Raw genomic sequence first — 22138 nt, forward strand, 5'->3', positions numbered from 1 at the left:
GCATCGAATTCAGGTCCACCGGTATCGGCGGGCTGCGAATCCGTGCTAAGCCGCCGCCCGACCAACCAAAGGACGATAACTGTGAGCGAACCGACCGTGGCTGAGGCAACCGAGAGTATCTATGTGTCGCTGCGGGCCGACAATGCCGATCTCGACGCCCATATCGCGACGCTTAAGGCAGCGCTGGCACGAGAGGGGATGAAGCAGGCGGTGTTCGATCCCACCAAACTGGCGCAGAACAACCGCTCGGGCCGCAAATTGATGCAGGCTTATTTTCGTCAGCGCGGCGTGAGCGTGACGTTTTCGAACTAGCAGGCGTTAAACGACCCGCCATCAGGGGATGGTTGTGCCGCGACCGCGCCGTCGGCCGCCGAAAATCAGCACCAGGAACTCGTCCAGCCAGCGCTTGAGGTGCATGTCCCAGATCAGCCTGCCGCCGAGATGGTCGCGGCCGGGCTGGGCGCCCGGCAATTCGAAGCGGTGCGCGCCGCGCACCACCCAGCGCTGCATCATCAGCCTGGTCAATTCGCCGTGGAACTGGATGCCCCAGGCATTGTCGCGGTAGCGGAAAGCCTGGTTGGGATAGGTCTCGGCGGTCGCCAGCAAGGTCGCGTCGCTGGGCAGCGAAAAACCTTCGCGGTGGAACTGATAGACCATTTCCGGCCAGCGCATCAGTTTCTGGCCCGCTTCCGTCGCCTTCAACGGATACCAGCCGATCTCGACAAGCCCTTCGCCATGCCCCTCGACCTTGCCGCCCAAATGGTTGACCAGCATCTGCGCGCCAAGGCAGATGCCCAGCAGCGGCCGGTTCTCGCGCAGCGGAACCTCAAGCCACTCGGTCTCGCGGCGGACGAACTCGTCCTCGTCATTGGCGCTCATCGGCCCGCCGAACACCACGGCCCCGGCATGGCCGTCGAGCGTCTCTGGCAAGGGATCGCCAAGCGGCGGGCGGCGGATGTCGAGATCGAAGCCCTCTTCGAGAAGCATGTGGCCGACGCGCCCGGGGCTCGAATTCTCCTGATGCAGCACGATCAGGATTCTCGGCTTCGAACGCGGCGGCATCGGCGGCATCGGCGGATGGATCCTATTCGTCGCTCGACGTTCCACGGGCCCCCGGCGCCGCGGCCGCCGCCTTGCGGCGCGCCTCGATGCGATCCTGGCGTTCGACGCCGATCAGCTCGGCAACGCGCCAGACCGTGTTGTCTTCCAACTCGTGCAGCTCGCCATCGGCATAGACGATCTCCCACATCAGGCCGATGAAAGCCTTGCGGCCTTCGGCATCGAGGTGGCGCTTCAGCACGCTGGTGAAGGCATAGAGGTCGATCGCCTCGTTGTCGGCGCGCTCGCCGGCGGCGGCCAGCGCGTCGAGCTCGTTGCCGCTGACCGAATAGGCCTGCGCCAGCACTGCCTTGAACCGTTCCCACTCGACGTCCTGGCGCACGCCGTCGGCGCTCATCACGTGGTAGAGCAGCGCCGAAGCCGCCACGCGCGGATCATCGGCGCTGGCGCGGGCGCCGGTACCGGTCGGCAAATCCCTCAGAAACGACAGGACGCGTTCGAACATCGATCCATTCCCAAACGGCCGGGCCACCCAGCCAACTCAAAACAACCGGAACCGGCGCGGCGACTTTTCCGCCGCATCGTCCGGATCGACGCCGGGATCGTCCGGCAGGCGTGCCAGTTCCTGCGCCGGTTCGACGGCCTCGGCATCGGCGGGCGCCGCGGCGAAAGCCTGCGCCGTCACCGGCCTGACGTGGTCCTGATCGTTCTCGGCCTGCTTGCCGGCCGTCTCGCCGCCCGGGCCAGCGTGATCGATCACCTCGACCGACTCTTCCTGCGCCGGCCTGCCCGGCGCCTCGATCGCCACCGCCGGGGCGTCCGGCGCATCGTCACGGCTGTCGATCAGCTGGCCGAGACGCTCCATCGGGGCGCGCCACTCGAAGGCGTCAAGCCGGCCGGTGACCGGCGATACCGGCGCCCAGCGCTCCGAGACGACGCCGTCGGCGACCCAGGCCGGGTCGCGCGGCGCCCGCACCGCCTTGGACAAGAGCTGTCGCACCTTGCCTTGGTCGCCCGTCTCGGCTTCTTCGATGTCGGCCAAAAGCAGATAGGCGCCCTCGCGGCGGTCCATCCGGATCGCCGCCTCGGCTTCGCGGCGGGCAGTCGCAAAATCCTGTGCATCGAGCGCGGCGCGCGCCACCGTCATCGAGGATTCGGCGTGGTTCTTCTTCATCTCCTGCAATTTCCTCGCCCGGTTGAGGCGATCGAGCACGGCGTCACCCGGCCTGGCATGGGTATAGAGCTCCGCTATCTCCGGATGCGGTTCGGCCCTCCAGGCTGTCTCGAGGATCTTCGAGCCCTTGCGCACGTCGTTCTGGCGAAACAGCAGCGTCGCAGCCGCGACCGCGGCCGGCGCGAACTCCGGCTGCAGCCGATTGGCCTCTATCGCCGCCGTGCGGGCAGCTGCGGGATCGCTGTCGGCGAGTGACTGCGCCTTGGCGGTCAACAGCACGGCGCGTCGGCGGTTGGCGGCGTCACGTTCGATCTGGCGGGTCGCCTTCTGCGCCTCGACCAGCTTCAGCGCGCCGTCCCAGTCGCCGCGCCCGGTCAGCTCTTCAAGCGTCGATTCGGCCGCCCAGGCCAGTTGCGGCGCCATGCCGGCGGCGCGCCCAGCATAGTGCCTGGCGGCATTGCGGTCCCCCAGGCGCTCGGCTTCGAGATAAAGCCCGCGCAGCCCGAGCAGCCGCATTTCGGGATCGTCGAGCATGCTCTCGAATTTCTGGCGCGCGCCTTCGTGGTCGCCTTCGAGCAGCGAAGCCTGGGCCTCGAGCAGATGGATCAATGGCTCCTGGTCGGAGCGGATCAGCTTGGCCGCTTCCTTGGTCTTCTTGCGGGCCAGCGCGCCGTCGCCGGCGCCGGCGGCGATCATGCCGGTCGACAGCGCCTGATAACCGCGGTCGCGCCGCCGCACCCGGAAATAGCGCGAAATGGTGTAGGGGCTGTTCCAGACCGACTTGATCAGCCACCACAGGATCATCACCGCCGCGACGACAGCAACCACCGCCACCGCCGCCACCATCAGGCTGACCTGATACTGGTAGCCGTTGAAGGTGATGACCATGTCACCCGGCCGGTCCGCCAGCCAGGCAAAGCCCAGGCCCAGCGCGAAGACGGCGGCGAGGAAGAGCAGGATTCGGATCATCGCCAGTTCCTCACGCCTTCATCGCGCCTGATATCAGCGCATCGATCAGCGTCTCGACCTCGATGCGTGCCTTCAGCTTGCCGGCAAAATCGGCGCCGGCCGCCTTTGCAGGCGCCGGCAGCGTCTCATATTCGGTAAGCGCCTTGGCATAGTCGCCCTGATTGACCGCCACCTCCATGCGCGCAATGGTTTCCGGCGCGCCGGCGCCCTGGACGGCGCCGATCGGCCGGACCTTGACCAGCGATTCGGCGCTCGACAGAAGGTTCTGCAGCAGCCCGGCATTTTCGTCGACCGGCGTGGCCGCCGCGACCATGGCGTTGGCGGCGGCATCCATCTGCGATGCGATCTCGGTGCGGGTCTGGACGCCCTTTTGCGCGTAGGCGCGCAGAGCCGCAAGCTGCGGCGCGTCCGGCGCGATCGCGGCGAAGGTCTCGAGTTCGGCACCGAACGGCGCGCCACGGTCGAGCGCCGCCTTCAGTGCCGAAGCGGCGATGGCGAGCGCGACCTTCGGCTGTCCGGCCTGCGCCTCGACCTTGCCGGAAAGCTGCGCCACCGACTGCTCCAGCGCGGTGAGCCGGCCGTCCTGCTTCGCCGCCGCCTCGCCGGCCGATTTGACCAGCGCATCGAGGCCAGCCAGCCTTTCATTGAGCGGGCCGAGATCGACTGGAGCCGGGTTGCCGGCCTTGCCTAGCGCCGTAACCGCCGTCTCGATCTGCCTGACCTTGTCGCCAAGCGCGGCCAGCCCGGCATTGTCGCCCGCTCCGCCTTGCTCGACCGCCGATTTGAGCGCTGCGACATCCGTCCTGACCTGATCCAACGCCGCGGACAACCCGTCGACCTTGGCCGACGCACCGCCGTCGCCGGCTTGCCTCAGATCCGCGATCTCGGTTCTGAGCGCGGCGATTTCGCCGTTGACGCCTTCGAGCGAGACGCTGGGAGCGGACCCCGGCGCGCCGAGCAGGCCGGCGAACTGCAATCCGCCGGCGCCGACCAGTGCGATGACACCGCCGATGATGCCGGCCGCGATGCCGTTGACCCGCTTCGGCGGTGGCGGTGCGGATGCGGTTTTCCCGTTCCCCGCCGAGGCGCCGGTCACCCGCCCGGCCGGTTCAGGTTCGGCGCGCTTCGCCGATGTGTCCTCGAAACTGTAGTCGAAGGCGCCGGCCTTGCCAGCGGCGTCGTCCGGGGAACCGGGGTAGGCTGCCGCCGGTTCGTCCGCCTCGGCGGCGCGTTCCGCGGATCGTTCCGATCGGGGCGCTGTCGCCTCGGCGTGCTCCCAGGGTTCTAGATCGGTCTGGTCGGCGTGCACAGGCTCTTCGGGCGCCTCCGGCCGCGAGGCGTTCGCGGCTTCCTCCGCCTTGGCCTCGTCGGTTTGCGCCCCGGCCCTGGCGGCATTCTCGTCGGCGATGCGGGAAACGGCGCCGGGCTCAAGTTCGATGGTCACCGGCTCGCGGCGGCTTTTCGAATGTCGCATCTTCGGCGTCTTCACCATGCTTGGGCTCCGCAAATTCGCTTGGGGATGGTTCAAAGAGGGTCTAGCACATCACCAAGCGGTGAAAAGGGGCGGTGTGATGACGCGGCTCAGGACCGGGGCCGCAAAAGCGAAAGCAGCGCACCCTCGTCGGGCCGTGCGGCTATGTGGATACGGTCGCCAGCGACGTCGCCAAGGACAGCGGCGATGCGATGCGACAGGGCAAAAACCCGCGTCTTGTCAAAGGCTTCATGCAGCGCAGGCCGCCTGACCAGGGCCTGCAGCGCGGCAGCCGCCCTGGCGGAATAGAGCAGCACCGCATCCGCGGTTTGCCCCGACAGACGGGCAAGCACGGCCTCGTCCGAATAGGTCACGGCGAGCGTGTCGTATGTCTCGACGGGGCGGACCCTGACATCGGCAGCTTGCAGCCGCTGCTCGAATGCCGGGAAGCGCACGCGTCCGCAGAGATAGACAATGGTCTTGCCCTGGAATTCGCCGGCAAGACTGCCGGCAAGACCTTCGGCATTGCCGGGACCTTCGCTGACGGACAAAAATCCTGCTTCACGCGCGGCTTGCGCGGTCCTCTTGCCGACGGCATGGCAAGGCAAGTCCGAAAGCCGGGCGACGACCTCCTTAGGCGCAAAGCGCACGCCATTGGCGCTGGTCACCGCAACGGCCACGGCATTGCCGATGACGAGGTCCGTATCGATCGGCAAGGCCACCGTCTCGGTCAGCGGCAAAAGCAGCGGTAGAAACCCCATGTCCTTGAGCATTCGCGCGGTGCGGGAGGCGCCCGGTTGAGGCCGCGTCACCAGAACGCGCTGCACCGTCAGGCCCAGCCGTCGAAGAATGTCTCGCCGGCCCTGGCCCGCACCGTCCTTGCCGCCTCTTCACCGATGCGGGCGGCATCCAGCGCCAGGCCTTTCATCTCGACCATGTGCGACTGCGTGCCATCAGGCGAGATGATCAATCCCGCGAAAGAAAGGTCCGCGCCGTCTATCACGGCATGACCGGCAATCGGCGTGCGGCAGGAGCCGTCGAGGGCCGCCAGGAAAGCGCGCTCGCAAGCCAGCGCCTGTCCGGTCGGCAGGTCGTGGATGGCCGCCAGCATCTGTTCGACGTCGCCATCGCCTATGCGGGTTTCGATGCCGATCGCGCCTTGGCCCGGCGCCGGCGGAAAGATGTCGAGCGGGATCAGATCGGTGACCACGTGGCCGAGCCCGAGCCGCTTCAGCCCGGCATGGGCGAGGATGGTGCCGGCGGCAACGCCTTCATCGAGCTTGCGCAGCCGCGTCTGCACATTGCCACGAAACATCACCACGTCGAGATCCGGCCGCATGCGGCGGATCAGCGCCTGCCGCCTGAGCGACGACGAGCCGACTTTGGCGCCACGCGGCAGGTCTGCAATCGTCTTAGCCGCCTTGCCGACGAAAGCATCGCGCGCGTCCTCGCGCGGCAGGAAAGCAGACAGCTCCAGCCCATCGGGCAACTGCGTCGGCATGTCCTTCGAGGAATGCACGGCAATGTCGATCGCGCGGGCGAGCAGCGCCTCCTCGATCTCCTTGGTGAAGAGGCCCTTGCCGCCAGCTTCCGACAGCGGCCGGTCCTGGATGCGGTCGCCGGTGGTCGAGATGACGACGATTTCGAACGCTTCTTGCGGCAAACCATGCGCCGCCATAAGCCGCGCCTGGGTTTCCTGCGCCTGCGCCAGCGCCAGCGGGCTGCCGCGTGTTCCGATCTTCAAGATTGTTTGCATGGCGCGCGGTCCGTGATAACCCCCGGCAGGCGAAGTCGCCTTTTCCGGGCGTCTCCTACCGGGGAATGCCCCGATACACAATCCTTGGGGACAGCGACCAATTGATCCGCGTTCTGGGCATTGAAACGAGTTGTGACGAGACCGCCGCCAGCGTCGTGGCGCTGGAAGGCAATGCCGCGCCCAAAATCCTGTCCAATATCGTGCTGTCGCAGATCGAGGAGCATGCCGCCTTCGGCGGGGTTGTGCCGGAGATCGCCGCGCGCGCCCATGTCGAGGCGCTGGACGGCATTGTCGAGGCAGCACTTGCCGATTCGGGCGTGGCGCTGGCCGATATCGACGCCATCGCCGCGACCGCAGGCCCGGGCCTCGTCGGGGGCCTCATCGTCGGGCTGATGACGGCCAAGGCGATCGCGGCCGCGGCCGGCAAGCCGCTGATCGCCGTAAACCATCTCGAAGGCCATGCCTTGACGGCGCGGCTGACCGATGGGCTCGACTTTCCCTATCTCCTGCTGCTGGTCTCCGGCGGCCACACACAGATCTTGGCCGTGCGCGGCGTCGGCGACTACCAGCGCTGGGCGACGACCATCGACGATGCGCTCGGCGAAGCCTTCGACAAGACGGCCAAGATGCTTGGCCTGCCCTATCCCGGCGGTCCCAATGTCGAGAAGGCGGCGGCATCGGGCGATGCGGGTCGGTTTGCCTTCCCGCGTCCGATGAAGGGATCGGCGCAGCCCGATTTTTCTTTCTCCGGCCTTAAGACCGCCGTGCGCCAGGCGGCGAGCGCGATCGAGCCCTTGAGCGACCGGGACGTCGCCGACATCTGCGCGTCGTTCCAGGCGGCGGTGGCCGACGCGCTGGGCGACCGTGTCTCGCGCGCGCTCGCCCGGTTCCGCCGGGAATTCCCCGACACGGCCGCGCCGGCGCTGGTCGTCGCCGGAGGAGTCGCCGCCAACCACACGATCAAGGCGACGCTGGAACGGCTGTGCGCCGAGGCGCGCTTCGCCTTCGTCGCGCCACCCCTGAAACTTTGCACCGACAATGCGGCAATGATCGCCTGGGCCGGCATCGAGCGGATGCGCGAAGGCCTGGCCCAGGAAAACGGCTTCGACTTCGTGCCGCGCTCGCGCTGGCCGCTGGACAGCATCTCCGCGCCGATGATCGGCTCGGGCCGGCGCGGGGCCAAGGCATGAGCAAGGAGGGCATGAGCAAGGAGGGCATGAGCGAGGAAGGCATGAGCGGCATCGAGACCTCGCCAACCGGCTGGCGCGTTGCCGTGCTCGGTGGCGGGGCCTGGGGTACCGCTCTGGCGCTGGCCATGCTGCGTGCCGGCCATTTCGTCCGCCTTTATGCGCGCGACCCGGAGACCGTCGCCGCAATCGACCACGGCGAAAATCGACGCTATCTGCCTGGCATAGCGCTCCAGGCCGGCATCGTGGCGACGAGCAACATCCAAGCCGCGCTCGACGGTGCCGATTGCGTGCTGGCAGTGGCGCCTGCGCAATCGCTGCGGGCGATGCTGACAGCCACCAAGCCGCATATGCCTTCCGGCGTTCCGCTTGTCCTTTGCGCCAAGGGCATCGAACGCGACACCGGCGACTTGCTTTCGGCGATCGTCGGGGAGATCCTGCCTGGGAATCCGGTCGCCGCTCTGTCCGGCCCGAGCTTCGCCACGGACGTTGCCCGGGGCTTGCCGACAGCGGTGGTGGTTGCCGCCCGCGACGAGGCGCTGGCGGCCAAGCTTGCCGCGCGCTTCTCGGCGGAAAATCTGCGTTGCTATTCGAATGATGATTTGATCGGCGTCGAGATCGGCGGCGCCTTGAAGAACGTCTTCGCCATCGCCGCGGGTGCCGTCACCGGCGCCGGGCTTGGCGCCAGTGCCCAGGCCGCCATGGTGACGCGCGGCTTCGTCGAACTGCGCCGCATCGGTGCCGCCTTCGGCGCCAGACCCGAGACGTTGATGGGGCTTTCCGGCCTTGGCGACCTGCTGCTCACCTGCTCGTCCACGCAATCGCGCAACTTCGCCTACGGACTGGCGCTCGGCCAGGGCAAGCCGCTTGACGGGCTGCCGCTGGCGGAAGGCGTGCCGACGGCGGCGATCGCCGCCCGCATCGCCACCGAGCGCGGCATCGACGCGCCTATCATCGCCGCAGTCGCCGCCATACTGGACGGCACCATCACCATCCGGCAGGCTGTGGCGGCCTTGATGACCCGGCCGCTGAAGACCGAAACCGACGATTGATTCCAGCATCAGGAGACAGAGACATGTTGTTCGCGTTGATTTGCAAGGACAAGCCCGGAAGCATGCAAGTGCGCATCGATACGCGGCCGGAGCACCTCGCTTTTCTCGAAGGGCTGAACAGCGACAAGAAGCTGGCCTTCGCCGGTCCGTTCCTCGACGCCGACGGCAAGTCCAACGGCAGCCTCGTCGTCGTCGAAGCGCCTGACATGGCAGGCGCGCAGGCGCTGTCGGCAGCCGATCCCTATGCCAAGGCGGGACTGTTCGAAAGCGTCGAGGTCCGCCAGTGGAACTGGACCTTCAACAAGCCGGCGGCTAATTAATCGGCACAAGGCTGGAGGAGCAATACGAATGAACTACTGGCTGTTCAAATCCGAACCCTCGGTCTTCTCGTTCGAGGCGTTGAAGGCCAAGGGCAAGGCAGGCACGCAATGGGACGGCGTGCGCAACTATGCGGCGCGCAACAACATGAAGGCCATGCAGATCGGTGATCTCGGCTTCTTCTACCACTCCAACGAGGGGCTGAACGTGGTCGGCATCGCCGAAGTGTGCGCACTGGCTCATCCCGATACCACATCGGACGATCCGCGCTGGGAATGCGTTGACATCCGCGCCTTCAAGGATGTGCCGAACCCGCCGACTCTGGAGCAGGTCAAGGCCAATCCCAAGCTCGCCGACATGGCGCTGGTGCGGCTCGGCCGGCTTTCCGTGCAGCCGGTGACGCCGGCCGAATGGAAGGAAGTCTGCCGCATGGGTGGCCTGACGCCGGCTCCGTGACGGTTCTCACGAGCCATAGCGCGGAACGCTTCATCCTCGACAATACGGCGCTGATAGCGCCGCCGCACGTGCCGGAGATTGCGCTGCATCTTGCCGACGAGGCGCATGATCTGTGGCAGCGAACCGAGGACGAGCTGGTCGAGATTGGGCTGCCGCCGCCTTTCTGGGCCTTTGCCTGGGCCGGCGGCCAGGGGCTTGCCCGCCATATCATCGACAATCCGGCCATGGTGCGGGGCAAGCGCGTGCTCGACTTCGCCTCCGGCTCCGGTCTCGTCGCCATCGCCGCAGCCAAAGCCGGCGCGGCAGGGGTGACGGCCGCCGACATCGACCCGTTCTGCGCCACGGCGGTCCGCCTCAATGCGCAAGCCAATGGCGTCGCGGTCGAATTCGTCCAGAATGACTGCGTCGGAACGGATGCGGACTGGGACGTGGTTCTTGCCGGCGATGTCTTCTACGACAAGCCGTTCGCAGACCGGCTGACGCCCTGGTTCGCGGCTCTGAAGCGGCGCGGCGCCGATATCCTGATCGGCGATCCCGGCCGCTCCTATCTGCCGCGGTCGGGGTTGGAACCGCTTGGCGTCTACCAGGTGCCGGTGACGCGGGCGCTCGAGGATGCCGAGATCAAACGCACCACCGTCTGGCGGTGGAGCACCGCGCGCCCGGCTTGACGCCGCCACTGAACAGGCGTTTCCATGAGCTCCGTATCAGAGGGGAATATCATGGATTTTTCAGCGGTTAACTGGCTGGCGGTGATCGTCGCCGCAATCCTGGCGTGGCTGTTCGGCGCCGGCTGGTACACCGGTTTGAGTAAGCCATGGCTGAAGGCTGCAAAACTCGATCCGGCGACCATGAAGAAATCGTTGCTGCCGTTTCTCATCTCTTTCATCGCCGAGTTGGTCATGGCGCTTGTGATGGCCCTGGTCGTCGGCGCGGTGACTGGCGGCGAGCCGACATTGCTGGCGGGACTGGTCTTCGGTTTCGTGCTTTGGCTCGGCTTCGTCGCAACCACGCTGTCGGTCAATCATCGCTACGAGAATTTCGGCTGGGACCTGACCATCATCGACGGCGGCCACTGGCTTGGCGTGCTGTTGATCGTCGGCGCCGTGGTCGGCTGGTTCGGCGCCGCAGCGAGTTGAAGGCCTCCGCTACACCCGGTCCGCGGTTTGGGATTTTGCCATTTCCTCCAGAATCCACGTGCGAAAGGCAACGATGCGCGGATCGTTCACCAGTTCCTTGGGATAGACCAGGAAATAGGCGAATTCCGGCGCGACCTTGATGCCGAGTTCGAAAGGCCGCACCAACCTGCCTTCGGAAAGGTCGTTGGCCACCATGGCGAAATCGGCGAGCGCCACGGCGCTGCCCTCCATCGCCGCCTGGACCGCGTCGGCCGAGGTGCCGAAAACGATGGTGCGGCTGTCGTCGAAATCGTCGACGCCGGCTGCCGCCATCCACATGCGCCAGTTCGGCCAGGTCACGCCCTGACGCGCCCATTCGATATGGGCAAGCGTGTGATGGAAGAGATCGCGCGGTTCGCGCAGCGGCGGACCTGACGCCAGCAGGCTCGGGCTGCATACCGGGATGATGACGTTGTCGAACAGCCGATGCGCGCAAAGTCCCGGATATCTGCCGGCGCCGAAGCGGATGCCGACATCGACATCGTCGAGGTCGAAATCCCGCAATCCGTAGGCGATGTCGAACCTGAGTTCGATGCCTTCATGTTTTTTTCGAAAATCCTCGACCCGCCGCATCAGCCATTTCGTCGCGAATTGGGCGTCGAGCGTCACTTTCAGCAGCGTCGTGCCGCGCGTCATCTTCTGTGCCCGCGAGACGGCCTTGCCAAGCAGGTCGAGGGCATCGGCAGAGGCCTCGAACAGCACCGTTCCGGCCTCCGTCAGCCGGATGCTGCGGCTGGAGCGCGTGAACAGGACGATGCCGAGCTGGTCTTCGATCTCCTTGATCTGGTGGCTGACGGCGGCTGGTGTCAGGCCGAGTTCGTCGGCGGCCCGGGTGAAATTGAGATGCCGGGCCGCTGCCTCCAGCGTCCTCAGCGCCCGGGTTCCCGGCACCAGGCGGGCCATCAGCGTGGCCCCAGAACAGACGCGGTCATGGCGTCCTGATCCTCAAAGAAAACTTGATAATCCGGAAAGAACTACTCGTTTCTCTCCAATCTTTCAATCGGGCATGATGCGACCATCGAACCAATATCAAACCGGATTTTATGTCCGGATGGAAGGAACCGTATCATGTCTCACATAGCTTTGAGAGCTCCCGCGAGCCGGCTGAACTGGCTGACCGCCGCGTTCGACTGGCTCCGCCAGGCCAAGGTCGCGGCAAGCCTGCCGCAGGACGACATCGAGGACCTGTCGGATCGCCAGTTGCGCGATGTTGGCGCCACGCGCAAAGACGTCTCCCGCGCCATGGACCGCGAACTCGGCCGGCTGGGCCTGCTCGACATCGGCTGGCAGGTAAGGAAAGGGAATAGGAATTAGGAGTAGGCAATAGAAAGAGAACCCTACTGCCTACTGCCTATTCCCTACACCATTCCCTACCTTACCACCCTCACCACCGTCCGGTCCGACAGCAGCGGCAAAAGGCGCGCCATCGTGCGTGCGGTCACCGCGACGCAGCCTTGCGTGGGCGTGAAGCCCGGGCGCGCCAGGTGGAAGAAGATGGCGCTGCCGCGTCCGCGGCGGCGCGGCGTTATATTCCAGTCGAGCACAAGGCAGGCATCATAGAGCCTGTCGTCGCGCCGCATGCGTTCGTGGCTGGCGCCGTAGGGGATCTTGACCGGCCTGTTGTAGTTTCGGTCGTCGGGCACTTCGCACCAGCCGAGATCAGGCCCGATCGGCGTCATCGCCAGCCGGGTGATGCGGCCGCTGGAGAAGTGGTCTCCCCGGAAATAACCCGACAGGATCCGCATTTGGCCAAGCGGCGTGGCGCCGTCGCCTTCGCGCTTGCCCGCCGAGATGCCGCCACGCCCCAGCGCGCAGGCAAACACCGTTCTGCCCGCCTGCAGCAGCCCCTGGCTGGGACGGCCGGGCCTTGCCCGCACGGTCAGCACCCGCAGTCCTTTTCGCAAAATTGCGCCGGCTGCATTGCGATCGTGTTTTTTCTTGTATGATCGTGCCACGGAACAAATCACTGTGATCGGCTGTTGTGCCGGTCAGCTTCCGCATAAACAGGCAGCGGTCAACTGAATTTTCTTTTCAAAACAACGGATTGATCCATGACTTCACGAACCATCCTGATCGTCGACGACGATGACGACCTGCGCGGCACGTTGGTCGAGCAATTGTCTCTTTATGAGGAATTCGACGTGCTGCAGGAGTCCACTGCGGCAAAAGGCGTCGCCGCGGCGCGTGGCGGCCTCATCGACCTGCTGATCATGGATGTCGGCCTGCCCGACATGGACGGCCGCGAAGCGGTGAAGATCCTGCGCAAGGGTGGCTACAAGGCGCCCATCATCATGCTGACCGGCCACGACACCGATTCGGACACGATCCTTGGCCTCGAAGCCGGCGCCAACGACTACGTGACGAAGCCGTTCCGCTTCGCGGTGCTTTTGGCGCGCATCCGCGCGCAGCTGCGCCAGCACGAGCAAAGCGAGGACGCCACCTTCTCGGTCGGCCCCTACACCTTCAAGCCAAGCCAGAAGCTGCTGATCGACCCGCGCGGCGCAAAAGTGCGGCTGACGGAGAAGGAGGCCTCGATCATCAAATATCTCTACCGCGCCGACCAGAAGGTGGTGACGCGGGACGTGCTGCTCGAGGAGGTGTGGGGCTACAATTCCGGCGTTACCACGCACACACTAGAAACCCATGTGTATCGCCTGCGCCAGAAGATCGAGCGCGATCCTTCCAATGCGGAAATTCTTGTGACAGAAAGCGGTGGCTACAAGCTGGTTCCTTAAACATTTTATTATCCAATAAGCGGTCTGGGCGGGGCTGCTTTTGGGTGCGATCCTGTTGGAGCGGGATTCTGGATCGCACCGCAGAGGAGGGATTGGACTGACCGTTCGGGGACACAGCTAGATGGCGCTGGATGACGACATCCGCATCCTGTCAGCCGTGAGGCTTTTCGAGGGCTTCACGCAGGAACAATTGCGCCTGCTCGCCTTCGGCGCCGAGACCATGCTGCTGCAGGCAGACCACAAGCTCTATCGCGAGGACGATATGGCTGATTCGGCCTATATCGTGGTCAGCGGAGAGATCGTGCTCTACCGCGAACAGGCAGGCGGACGCATCCCTATCGGCACGGCCAGCCCCGGCACCATGCTGAGCGAACTGGCGCTGATCGCCGACACCAACCGGCTGACCAGTGCATCGGCCGCGGTCGATTCGGAGGTGATCCGGCTCAGCCGAAAGATGTTCCGCCGCATCCTGGAGGAATATCCGGATTTGGCGGCACAGCTCCACCAGCGCATCCTGGAAGACTTTCAGGCAATGATCCACCGCATCGAGAAGCTGGCGCCGCGCTTTTCCGAGTGAACGGGAGAGACAGGTGGAGTTCCGGCTGGTTCGCGCCACCGAAAATGACCTGCCCTTCATCATGGCGACCGAGCGGCTTGACGCAATTGTCGCCGGAGTGGGAAAAGCGCCGGCCCGGCTGATCAGTCCAGGTTGAACCGCGCGATGACCGGAACATGATCCGAGGGACGTTCCCAGCCACGCGCCGCCCGCAGGATTTCGTAGCCGGTGAAATCAGGCACCAGGTTCGGTGACGACCAGACATGGTCGAGCCGCCGGCCGCGGTTGGATGCCTCCCAGTCCTGCGCGCGGTAGCTCCACCAGGTGTAGAGCTTCTGTTCTGATGGCACGTTGAGCCGCATCAGGTCGACCCAGTCGCCGGCCAGCCGCATGGCCTCGAAACTCTCCGTCTCGACCGGTGTATGGCTGACCACGTTGAGCAGTTGCTTATGCGACCAGACATCGTGTTCGAGCGGCGCGATGTTGAGGTCGCCGACCAGGACCGAGGCGGACACTTCGCTGTGTTCGGCGCGGATTGCGTTCATCTCGGCGACGAAATCGAGCTTGTGCCTGAACTTGCGGTTGACCTCCGGGTCCGGTTCGTCGCCGCCCGCCGGAACGTAGAAATTGTGCAGCAGGATCGTCTTGCCGCCGGCCCGCACGGTCACCGACAAATGCCGGCTGTCGTCGATGTCGCAGAAGCGGCGCTTCTCGACCACCGCGATCGGCCGGCGCGCGACCGTCGCCACGCCGTGATAGCCCTTCTGACCGTGAAAGGCGATGTGCCCGTAGCCGAGCCTGCGGAAGGCCTTTTCGGGGAACAGCTCGTCGGGAACTTTTGTTTCCTGCAGGCAAAGCACATCGGGCGCGTATTCATCGAGCAGGCGCTCGATGATCGGCATGCGCAGGCGAACGGAATTTATGTTCCAGGTGGCGATGGAAAAGGGCATTTGGCGGGTCCGGCGAAAGATCGCCGAACTACTGCCAGCCCCGCGCCATAAAGACAAGCATTGCAGCAGTTGCGGAGGTCGGCGCCGCGCCGCCGAAACTGCACGAAAGGCTTCGCCAGCGCGAGGAAAGCTATCTGGTTTTCGTATTCAGCTCGCGATTGGCCGTATAGTCGATGGCAAACGTGTCGGGAGCGAAGCTGACGCCTTCCTTGGTGTTGAAGATCATCACCGTGGTGTCCTTGCCCTGCGCATCGGTGATCGTCCACTGGCGCAGATCATAGGTCTTCGGATCGAACATCATGGTGATCCGCGCATTGCCGAACACCGACTTGTCCGAGAGCTGGATGGTGGTGAGGTCGTCCTCTTCCTTGACGCTCTTGACGCGGTTTCCGGAGAGATCGATCCGGTCGTCGAGCAACAGTTTCAGCGGCGTCTTCGACAAGGGATAAAGATCGGACGTGTTCAGTTTCTTGTTGAGGATGACCACCGACTTGCCGTCCGAAATCACCCGGAAATTCGAGGATCCGTCATAATTGAAGCGGATCTTGCCCGGTCTTTCCAGGAAGAACTTGCCGCCGGTCTGTTCGCCCTTGGGGCCGAACTGCACGAATTCGCCGCTCATCGACTTAACCGAGGAAAAATGATCGGCGATCTTCTGCGCGGCCGCCGGCACGGCCGCCTGCGCGGATGCCAGCAGCTCGAATCCGGGCACCACGTTGAGGGCGGCAGCGCCCGCGAGCACCAGGCCGAGGCCAAGCAACTGACGGCGCGTCGGGGCAAGATCGCCGAGCGCGGAAAGATCGTTTTTCATGTCGGTCACTCTCATCTTGAGTCCTGATTTGTTGTTGTCCTGAACCCCCAGTTGGGCTGAAGTTTGACGGCGCGAACACTGCTTGACCGCTTGAACGCGCCAGAAGGTTCAAAGTTGCCGCCGGTATTTGTCGCGATCAGAATTTGTCCTCTTCGGTCGGCACCAGGATCTCGCGTTTTCCGGCATGGTTGGCGGGGCCGACAATGCCTTCTTTTTCCATCTTCTCGATGATCGAAGCGGCGCGGTTGTAGCCGATGCCCAGACGCCGCTGGATGTAGCTGGTCGAGGCCTTGCCGTCGCGCAACACCACGGACACCGCCTGGTCGTAAGGATCGTCGGAATCCTCGAAATTGCCGCCGCCGCCGCCCGAGCCGCCCTTGCCGGAGGGCTCGTCCTCGTCCTCATCATCGTCCTCGGTGATGGCGTCGAGATATTCCGGCACGCCCTGCAGCTTCAGATGCGCGACGATCTTCTCGACCTCGTCGTCGGAGACGAACGGGCCGTGCACGCGCTGGATGCGGCCGCCGCCGGCCATGTAGAGCATGTCGCCCATGCCGAGCAGCTGCTCGGCGCCTTGCTCGCCCAAGATGGTGCGGCTGTCGATCTTCGACGTCACCTGGAAGGAGATGCGGGTGGGGAAGTTGGCCTTGATGGTACCGGTGATCACGTCGACAGACGGACGTTGCGTCGCCATGATGACATGGATGCCGGCGGCGCGCGCCATCTGCGCCAGGCGCTGGACGGCACCCTCGATGTCCTTGCCGGCAACCATCATCAGATCGGCCATTTCGTCGATGATGACGACGATGTAGGGCATCGGCTCGAGGTCGAGATTCTCGGTCTCGTAGATCGCCTCGCCGGTCTGGCGGTCGAAGCCGGTCTGCACCGTGCGCGAGATCTTTTCGCCCTTCTTTTCCGCCTGTTGGACGCGTGCGTTGAAACCGTCGATATTGCGCACGCCGACCTTCGACATCTTGCGGTAGCGGTCTTCCATCTCCCGCACGGTCCATTTCAGCGCAACCACCGCCTTCTTCGGGTCGGTGACGACAGGCGTCAAAAGGTGCGGGATGCCGTCATAGACCGAGAGCTCCAGCATCTTGGGATCGATCATGATCAGCCGGCATTCCTGCGGCGTCAGCCGGTAGAGCAGCGACAGGATCATGGTGTTGATGGCGACCGACTTGCCCGAGCCGGTGGTGCCGGCGACCAAGACGTGCGGCATCTTGGCGATATCGACGATGACCGCCTCGCCGTTGATGGTCTTGCCCAGCGCCAGCGCCAGCTTGGCCTTGGTGGTCTCGAAATCGCGGCTGGCCATGATTTCCCTGAGATACACCGTCTCGCGCTTGGCGTTCGGCAATTCGATGCCGATGGCGTTGCGGCCCGGCACCACGGCGACGCGGCAGGCGATGGCGCTCATCGAGCGGGCGATGTCGTCGGAGAGGCCGATGACGCGCGATGATTTGATGCCTGGCGCAGGCTCCAGCTCATAGAGCGTGACGACGGGGCCGGGGCGGACATGGATGATCTCGCCCTTGACGCCGAAATCCTCCAGCACGCCTTCGAGCAGGCGGGCGTTCTGTTCCAGCGCGTCTTTCGAGAGGCTCGGGTCGCGCGCGATGTTCTTCGGTTCGGACAGGAAATGCAGCGACGGCATCTCGAATTTTTCCGAGCCGATCAACGAGGTCTGCGCCTCGCGCTGGACGCGCGCACCCGGAGCCGGGCGCGGCGCCGGCGCTTCAACGCGCGTGGCGGCATCCGAGCGGAACGGCTGGACCTTGGCGGTGGAAGCCGCGCGACGCTGGACGAGGGGTTCATCGTCGAAATCGACATCGTCATCGCCGGTGTCGAAGCGACCGTCGAAGACGTCATCGTCCGGATCGACGGAAACGCTGCGGTCGTTGACCATGGCGGCGAAGAATTCCGGTTCGACGCGGGCACGGCCATCCGGGCTCATCCGCTGCTCGGCGAACTCGGCCGATTCGACCCGTTCGGCGGCACGCCGCCAGGCGCTGGCGCGCGGTTCCATTCCCGGCTCGAATTCGTCCCGCCGCTGCCTGCGGCGCACGGCGCGGCGGTGCATCCACGCGCGGAACGAAAGCCACCAATGGGTCATTGCGCCGAGCGCCAGTATGCCTTCGTCGCCTTCATCCTCGTCATTGTCGAACAGCAGCTCATCCTCACGCGGATCGGCGGCGGCCGGTTCCTCCATGACGGCGAAACCGTTCTTGCGTGCGATCAGCGCCGAACCGTAGGCGAATAGCCATAGCGCCGGACCGGCCATCAGAATGGCGAGCACGCTGGCCACCAGCCCGGTCGGATAGCCACCGATGACGACGCCCGGAATCTTCAGTACCATGTCGCCGAACACGCCGCCGAGCCCGGTCGGCAGCGGCCAGGTCTTGGGCGGCACCACGCAGCCGGCGATCGCAGCGGCCAGCAGGGCAAAGCCGAACCAGAACAGACCGCGCCTGGGCAGCCTGTCGACGCCGCGCGCCGAAAACAGCAGATATCCCCAGATCACGGCCGGAACCAGCGCCGCCACGGCGGCAAGGCCGAAGAACTGCATGGCGATGTCGGAGAAGACCGCACCCGCATATCCCATGGCATTGGTGACGGTGTTGGCTGTGGCGTGCGAGAAGCTCGGGTCGGCGACATTCCAGGTGGCAAGGCTGGCGACGCCGAAGGCGGTGAACGCGAACATGCCGGCGCCGACAAGCCGGCCGACCTGGCGTCGCGCGAATGCCTGGATGCCGTGCCCCGTATCGGTCAGCGCGAGCGGTGCTGAAGCCCCTGAACGCATGCTCTTCCCCGTCAGTGATTGCCTGGCCCGAGCGCGTGACGCACTTCGGCAGATTTGGCTGCCAGACTATGCGTGGGAAGGTTAAGGCCGCATTAACCATGGCAAGGGCCCCAGCCGCCTGCCGCAAATAACAATGGCGAGCCTCACGGCCCGCCATTTCTGCATCGGCAACGGCAGGGTGACCAGGCTCGGTGGGCCTGATCCGCCGCGGTCTCAGTTGGCTCCGCCGAGCGCCTGGACGTTGGCGCAGAACTCGGCGTGCGGCTTGCTCATCGCCGCGTCCTGGCATTCCTTCTTCATCGCATCCTGCTTTTCCATTGGCATGGCCATGAAAGCGGTCTTGAATTCCGCCATCGGCTTCATGGTTTTCATGCTGGAATCGGTGAAGAACGGGGCCATATTGTCGGGTTCGTCGAGAGCCCCGGCAAATGCCATGCCGCTGACCATGGAAAGAGCGAGCGCGCCGAGACAGATATTCTTGACGTTCATTGGATAGTTTCCTTCCCTATTGTTTGCAACGACCGCCGAACAGTGGTCGTGCCCGGGAGTTCGATGCCAAGACGGCCGATGTTTCCTCGAAAATCTCAATCACGCGAACGTGATTGCGCTCGTCCAACCAAACGGGCTCCAAAAAAAGAGGCCCGGAGCGATCCGGGCCTCAAGGCGTGAGCACCTTGCGGAGCGTCACGACGGGATTTCAAAACAGTTCCGGAAGACGTGCAGCGGTTTTCCGTACGTGATTACCGAAAGAGATGGGACCGGCGGGAGGAGGTCCGCCGGTCCCATGGCAAAGAGGCCTTACGGCACCACTTCGCCGTGCTGGCTGATGTCGAGACCCTCGACCTCCTCCTGGGTCGACGGACGCAGGCCGACGAGCGCCTTGACGATGTAGAGGATGACGAAGGTGGCGATTGCCGTCCACAGGATGGTGAAGACGATGCCGTAGAGCTGCTTGCCGATCGACGCGCCCGAGGAGAGGCTGTTGATTGCCGGGTCGGCGAGCACGCCGGTCAGCAATGCGCCGACCACGCCACCGACGCCATGGACACCGAAGGCATCGAGCGAGTCGTCATAGCCGAACATGTGCTTTACCTTGACCGCCGAGATGTAGCAGACGACGCCGGCGACGATGCCGACGATGAAGGCGCCCGTCGGGTTGACGAAGCCGGAAGCCGGCGTCACCGCGACAAGGCCGGCGACGGCGCCGGAGATGATGCCGAGCACCGAGGGCTTCTTGGCGACGATCCATTCGGCGAACATCCAGGCCAGCGCCGCTGCCGCGGTGGCAACCTGGGTGTTGAGCATCGCGGCACCGGCGAGGCCGTCGGCGGCGAGTTCCGAACCGGCGTTGAAGCCGAACCAACCGACCCACAGCAGCGAAGCGCCGATCACGGAATAGACCAGGTTATGCGGCGCCATGTTGGTGGTGCCGTAGCCTTCGCGCTTGCCCAGGACCAGGGCGCAGACGAGACCCGCGACACCGGCATTGATATGGACGACCGTGCCGCCGGCGAAGTCGAGCACGCCGGCAGCGCCGAGGAAGCCGCCGCCCCAGACCCAATGCGCGATCGGCGCATAGACGACCAGCAGCCACAGCGCCATGAAGATCAGCAGGGCCGAGAACTTCATGCGCTCGGCAAAGGCGCCGGCGATCAGGGCCGGGGTGATGATGGCGAAGGTCATCTGGAACATCGAAAAGACGAATTCAGGAATGTTGGCCACGCCCGGCGCCCACAGCGTCGAGGTGGTGATGCCGTGATGGAAGAACTTCGAGAAGCCGCCGAGATAGGCATTCATGCCGCCGCCGTCGGAAAAGGCCAGCGAATAGCCGAACATGAACCACAGCACCGTCACCAGGCAGGTGATGGCGAAGCTCTGCATGACGGTGGCAAGCACGTTCTTCTTGCGCACCATGCCGCCGTAGAACAGTGCCAGGCCGGGGATGGTCATCATCAGCACCAGCGCCGTCGAAGTCAGCATCCAGGCGGTGTTGCCGGTGTCGAGCGCCGGGGTGGGAGCGGCCGGCGCGGCGGCAGCCGCGGCCGGAGCCGCTTCCTGCGCGAAGGCGGCGACGCTGCCCAACGCTGCGAGAGCGAGCGAGCCAAAAAGGGCGGCGCGTCCCGTCTTCTTCAAGGTGGAAGGAATATTCATTGAACTCTCCATTGGAATACGTGTTCGCCGCTTCAGAGCGCGTCGGTGTCTGTTTCGCCGGTGCGGATGCGCACCGCCTGGTCGATGCCGAAAACGAAGATCTTGCCGTCGCCGATCTGGCCGGTCTTGGCGGCTGCGGTGATGGCCTCCACGGCCTTGTCGACCATGTCGGCGCTGACCGCGACCTCGATCTTGATCTTCGGCAGGAAACTGACCGCGTATTCCGCCCCGCGATAGATTTCCGTGTGCCCCTTCTGACGCCCGTAGCCTTTGACTTCGGTGACGGTCAGGCCCTGGATGCCGACGGCGGTAAGCGCTTCGCGTACCTCGTCGAGCTTGAACGGCTTGATGATTGCCATCACGATTTTCATAAGGTTTCACCCTTTTGCTGTTGCGGTCCCCCGCGTTTGCACACCTTCACCGATCCCGAGGAGCCGGAGAGTGCCGACGAGGATTCAAGCTCCGTGCCAATTGCCGAAGCAGCGTGTTAACTGGTTGTAAACAAAGGAATTGACGCACCGGCGATCGCACCGTACCGATGAGCGCGGCACAGCTTCTGCTCAATAATTAAGCAATTTTCTGAAAACGCCTATTTGGAAGGCTTTGGGCGAAAGGACTGCTCAACGCTTGAGCCGGATCAAGCCTTCCTGGGCCATCGAGGCGATCAGCGTGCCGTCGCGGGCATAGAGCGTGCCGCGGCTGAATCCGCGTGATCCCGAGCTCGAGGGGCTGTCCTGCGCGTAGAGCAGCCAGCCGTCAAGCGAATGCGGGCGGTGGAACCACATCGAATGGTCGAGGCTGGCCGCCTGGATGTCGGGATCGAACAGCCCGCGCCCATGCGCGAAGGTCGAGGTGTCGAGCAGCGTCATGTCGGAGAGATAGGCGAGCAGCACCGATTGCAGCGCGCGGTCGTCTGGGACGGGGCCGGCGAGGCGGATCCAGACATTCTGCCGGGGCGGCAGCTTGTCGCGGCTTTCATAGTGCTGGAGATTGACCGGCCTGAGCTCCAGCGGTCGCTCGCGCGCCCAGAAGCGTCGCACCGCTTCCGGCACCCGGTCGGCCTTTTCGAGCAATTGGCGTTGCGTCTTCAGCTCTTCCGGCGGCGGCACGTCGTCAGGCAAAGCGAACTGGTGCTCCAGCCCCTTCTCATCGACCTGGAACGAGGCTTCCAGCGAGAAGATCGCCTGCCCGTGCTGGATCGCCAGTACCCGGCGGGTGGTGAAGGAGCCGCCGTCGCGGATGCGGTCGACCTCGTAGATGATCGGCACCTTGATGTCGCCCGGCCGCATGAAATAGCCGTGCAGCGAATGCACGTAGCGGTCGGGCTCGACGGTCCGCTGCGCCGCCACCAGCGCCTGGGCGATGGTCTGGCCGCCGAAGACGCGCTGCCACTCCACCTGGGGGCTGCGACCACGATACAGATTGTGTTCTAGCCTCTCGAGGTCGAGAATGCGCAGAAGCTCGTCCATGGCCGCCGTCATGTGTCGTGACCTCGCCTCAAGATTTCCTCGGCGG

General features: G+C 64.8%; 25 protein-coding genes. 10 read left to right on the plus strand and 15 right to left on the minus strand.

Annotated elements, in window-relative coordinates; genetic code table 11:
* The first annotated feature begins 81 nt into the window (after nt 1-81).
* Nucleotides 82-312, plus strand: coding sequence for a hypothetical protein (locus FJ973_RS03120; RefSeq protein ID WP_140492627.1), 231 nt, complete (start codon nt 82-84; stop codon nt 310-312).
* 21 nt (nt 313-333) lie between these two features.
* Here the strand turns inward: FJ973_RS03120 and FJ973_RS03125 are convergent, their stop codons facing one another.
* The 6 genes from FJ973_RS03125 to hemC all read right to left on the minus strand — a co-directional run bounded on the left by FJ973_RS03125 (nt 334) and on the right by hemC (nt 6429).
* Nucleotides 334-1062 (minus strand): glutamine amidotransferase, encoded by a 729-nt coding sequence (locus FJ973_RS03125; RefSeq protein ID WP_140492630.1) that lies wholly within the window; start codon nt 1060-1062, stop codon nt 334-336.
* Between the two features lie 22 nt (nt 1063-1084).
* On the minus strand, nt 1085-1564 hold the full coding sequence (locus FJ973_RS03130; RefSeq protein WP_140492633.1) for a TerB family tellurite resistance protein: 480 nt from the start codon (nt 1562-1564) through the stop codon (nt 1085-1087).
* A 36-nt stretch (nt 1565-1600) separates the two neighbouring features.
* Nucleotides 1601-3202, minus strand: coding sequence for a heme biosynthesis protein HemY (locus FJ973_RS03135; RefSeq protein ID WP_140554828.1), 1602 nt, complete (start codon nt 3200-3202; stop codon nt 1601-1603).
* A 10-nt stretch (nt 3203-3212) separates the two neighbouring features.
* A complete protein-coding gene (locus FJ973_RS03140) occupies nt 3213-4694 on the minus strand; it encodes a COG4223 family protein (protein WP_140554829.1) in 1482 nt (493 codons plus the stop codon).
* Between the two features lie 89 nt (nt 4695-4783).
* Entirely contained in the window at nt 4784-5500 is a 717-nt protein-coding gene (locus FJ973_RS03145; protein WP_140554830.1) for a uroporphyrinogen-III synthase, read from the minus strand.
* 2 nt (nt 5501-5502) lie between these two features.
* The gene (gene hemC / locus FJ973_RS03150) at nt 5503-6429 is read right to left on the minus strand and encodes a hydroxymethylbilane synthase (protein WP_140554831.1); all 927 of its coding nucleotides are present in this window, start codon (nt 6427-6429) and stop codon (nt 5503-5505) included.
* Between the two features lie 104 nt (nt 6430-6533).
* On the opposite strand from hemC, the gene tsaD reads away from it, so the two are divergent.
* Genes tsaD through FJ973_RS03180 form a run of 6 tightly spaced genes read left to right on the plus strand, consistent with a single transcriptional unit; the run spans nt 6534 to nt 10578 of the window.
* Entirely contained in the window at nt 6534-7619 is a 1086-nt protein-coding gene (gene tsaD / locus FJ973_RS03155) for a tRNA (adenosine(37)-N6)-threonylcarbamoyltransferase complex transferase subunit TsaD (RefSeq protein ID WP_181170862.1), read from the plus strand.
* A gap of 26 nt (nt 7620-7645) precedes the next feature.
* A complete protein-coding gene (locus FJ973_RS03160) occupies nt 7646-8668 on the plus strand; it encodes an NAD(P)H-dependent glycerol-3-phosphate dehydrogenase (RefSeq protein ID WP_140554963.1) in 1023 nt (340 codons plus the stop codon).
* 23 nt (nt 8669-8691) lie between these two features.
* Nucleotides 8692-8988: a YciI-like protein gene (locus FJ973_RS03165; RefSeq protein WP_140554833.1), complete on the plus strand. Its 297-nt coding sequence runs from the start codon at nt 8692-8694 to the stop codon at nt 8986-8988.
* A 28-nt stretch (nt 8989-9016) separates the two neighbouring features.
* Nucleotides 9017-9442 (plus strand): EVE domain-containing protein, encoded by a 426-nt coding sequence (locus FJ973_RS03170; protein WP_140492656.1) that lies wholly within the window; start codon nt 9017-9019, stop codon nt 9440-9442.
* Nucleotides 9439-10110, plus strand: coding sequence for a methyltransferase (locus FJ973_RS03175; protein WP_140554834.1), 672 nt, complete (start codon nt 9439-9441; stop codon nt 10108-10110). The genes FJ973_RS03170 and FJ973_RS03175 overlap by 4 nt, the downstream gene beginning before the upstream one ends.
* Nucleotides 10111-10161: 51 nt before the next feature.
* Complete coding sequence (locus FJ973_RS03180) at nt 10162-10578, plus strand: DUF1761 domain-containing protein (RefSeq protein ID WP_140513953.1); 417 nt, start codon at nt 10162-10164, stop codon at nt 10576-10578.
* A 9-nt stretch (nt 10579-10587) separates the two neighbouring features.
* Here the strand turns inward: FJ973_RS03180 and gcvA are convergent, their stop codons facing one another.
* The gene (gcvA, locus tag FJ973_RS03185) at nt 10588-11520 is read right to left on the minus strand and encodes a transcriptional regulator GcvA (protein ID WP_140492662.1); all 933 of its coding nucleotides are present in this window, start codon (nt 11518-11520) and stop codon (nt 10588-10590) included.
* A gap of 165 nt (nt 11521-11685) precedes the next feature.
* Here gcvA and FJ973_RS03190 point away from each other — a divergent pair, with 165 nt between their 5' ends.
* A complete protein-coding gene (locus tag FJ973_RS03190; RefSeq protein WP_140554835.1) occupies nt 11686-11931 on the plus strand; it encodes a hypothetical protein in 246 nt (81 codons plus the stop codon).
* 56 nt (nt 11932-11987) lie between these two features.
* On the opposite strand, the gene FJ973_RS03195 is transcribed toward FJ973_RS03190, so the two are convergent.
* Entirely contained in the window at nt 11988-12524 is a 537-nt protein-coding gene (locus FJ973_RS03195; protein WP_181165209.1) for a L,D-transpeptidase, read from the minus strand.
* 144 nt (nt 12525-12668) lie between these two features.
* Here FJ973_RS03195 and FJ973_RS03200 point away from each other — a divergent pair, with 144 nt between their 5' ends.
* Nucleotides 12669-13352, plus strand: coding sequence for a response regulator transcription factor (locus tag FJ973_RS03200; protein ID WP_091576052.1), 684 nt, complete (start codon nt 12669-12671; stop codon nt 13350-13352).
* A gap of 121 nt (nt 13353-13473) precedes the next feature.
* Nucleotides 13474-13929 carry a cyclic nucleotide-binding domain-containing protein gene (locus FJ973_RS03205; RefSeq protein WP_140524662.1) on the plus strand — a complete coding sequence of 152 codons (456 nt, stop codon included), beginning with the start codon at nt 13474-13476 and terminating at the stop codon, nt 13927-13929.
* 122 nt (nt 13930-14051) lie between these two features.
* On the opposite strand, the gene FJ973_RS03215 is transcribed toward FJ973_RS03205, so the two are convergent.
* The 7 genes from FJ973_RS03215 to tesB all read right to left on the minus strand — a co-directional run bounded on the left by FJ973_RS03215 (nt 14052) and on the right by tesB (nt 22104).
* Nucleotides 14052-14858: an exodeoxyribonuclease III gene (locus FJ973_RS03215; RefSeq protein ID WP_140492674.1), complete on the minus strand. Its 807-nt coding sequence runs from the start codon at nt 14856-14858 to the stop codon at nt 14052-14054.
* 130 nt (nt 14859-14988) lie between these two features.
* Complete coding sequence (locus tag FJ973_RS03220) at nt 14989-15669, minus strand: outer membrane lipoprotein carrier protein LolA (RefSeq protein WP_140513951.1); 681 nt, start codon at nt 15667-15669, stop codon at nt 14989-14991.
* 136 nt (nt 15670-15805) lie between these two features.
* Nucleotides 15806-18472 (minus strand): DNA translocase FtsK, encoded by a 2667-nt coding sequence (locus tag FJ973_RS03225; RefSeq protein WP_140554836.1) that lies wholly within the window; start codon nt 18470-18472, stop codon nt 15806-15808.
* Nucleotides 18473-18685: 213 nt separating this feature from the next.
* Nucleotides 18686-18961, minus strand: a complete 276-nt coding sequence (locus FJ973_RS03230; RefSeq protein WP_140513949.1) for a hypothetical protein — start codon at nt 18959-18961, stop codon at nt 18686-18688.
* 309 nt (nt 18962-19270) lie between these two features.
* On the minus strand, nt 19271-20623 hold the full coding sequence (locus tag FJ973_RS03235; protein ID WP_140554837.1) for an ammonium transporter: 1353 nt from the start codon (nt 20621-20623) through the stop codon (nt 19271-19273).
* 32 nt (nt 20624-20655) lie between these two features.
* A complete protein-coding gene (locus FJ973_RS03240) occupies nt 20656-20994 on the minus strand; it encodes a P-II family nitrogen regulator (protein WP_013528889.1) in 339 nt (112 codons plus the stop codon).
* 249 nt (nt 20995-21243) lie between these two features.
* Nucleotides 21244-22104, minus strand: coding sequence for an acyl-CoA thioesterase II (tesB, locus tag FJ973_RS03245; protein WP_140492686.1), 861 nt, complete (start codon nt 22102-22104; stop codon nt 21244-21246).
* Between the last annotated feature and the right edge of the window lie 34 nt (nt 22105-22138).

The organism is Mesorhizobium sp. B2-1-3 (assembly GCF_006442495.1).
In the GTDB taxonomy this organism is placed as follows: domain Bacteria; phylum Pseudomonadota; class Alphaproteobacteria; order Rhizobiales; family Rhizobiaceae; genus Mesorhizobium.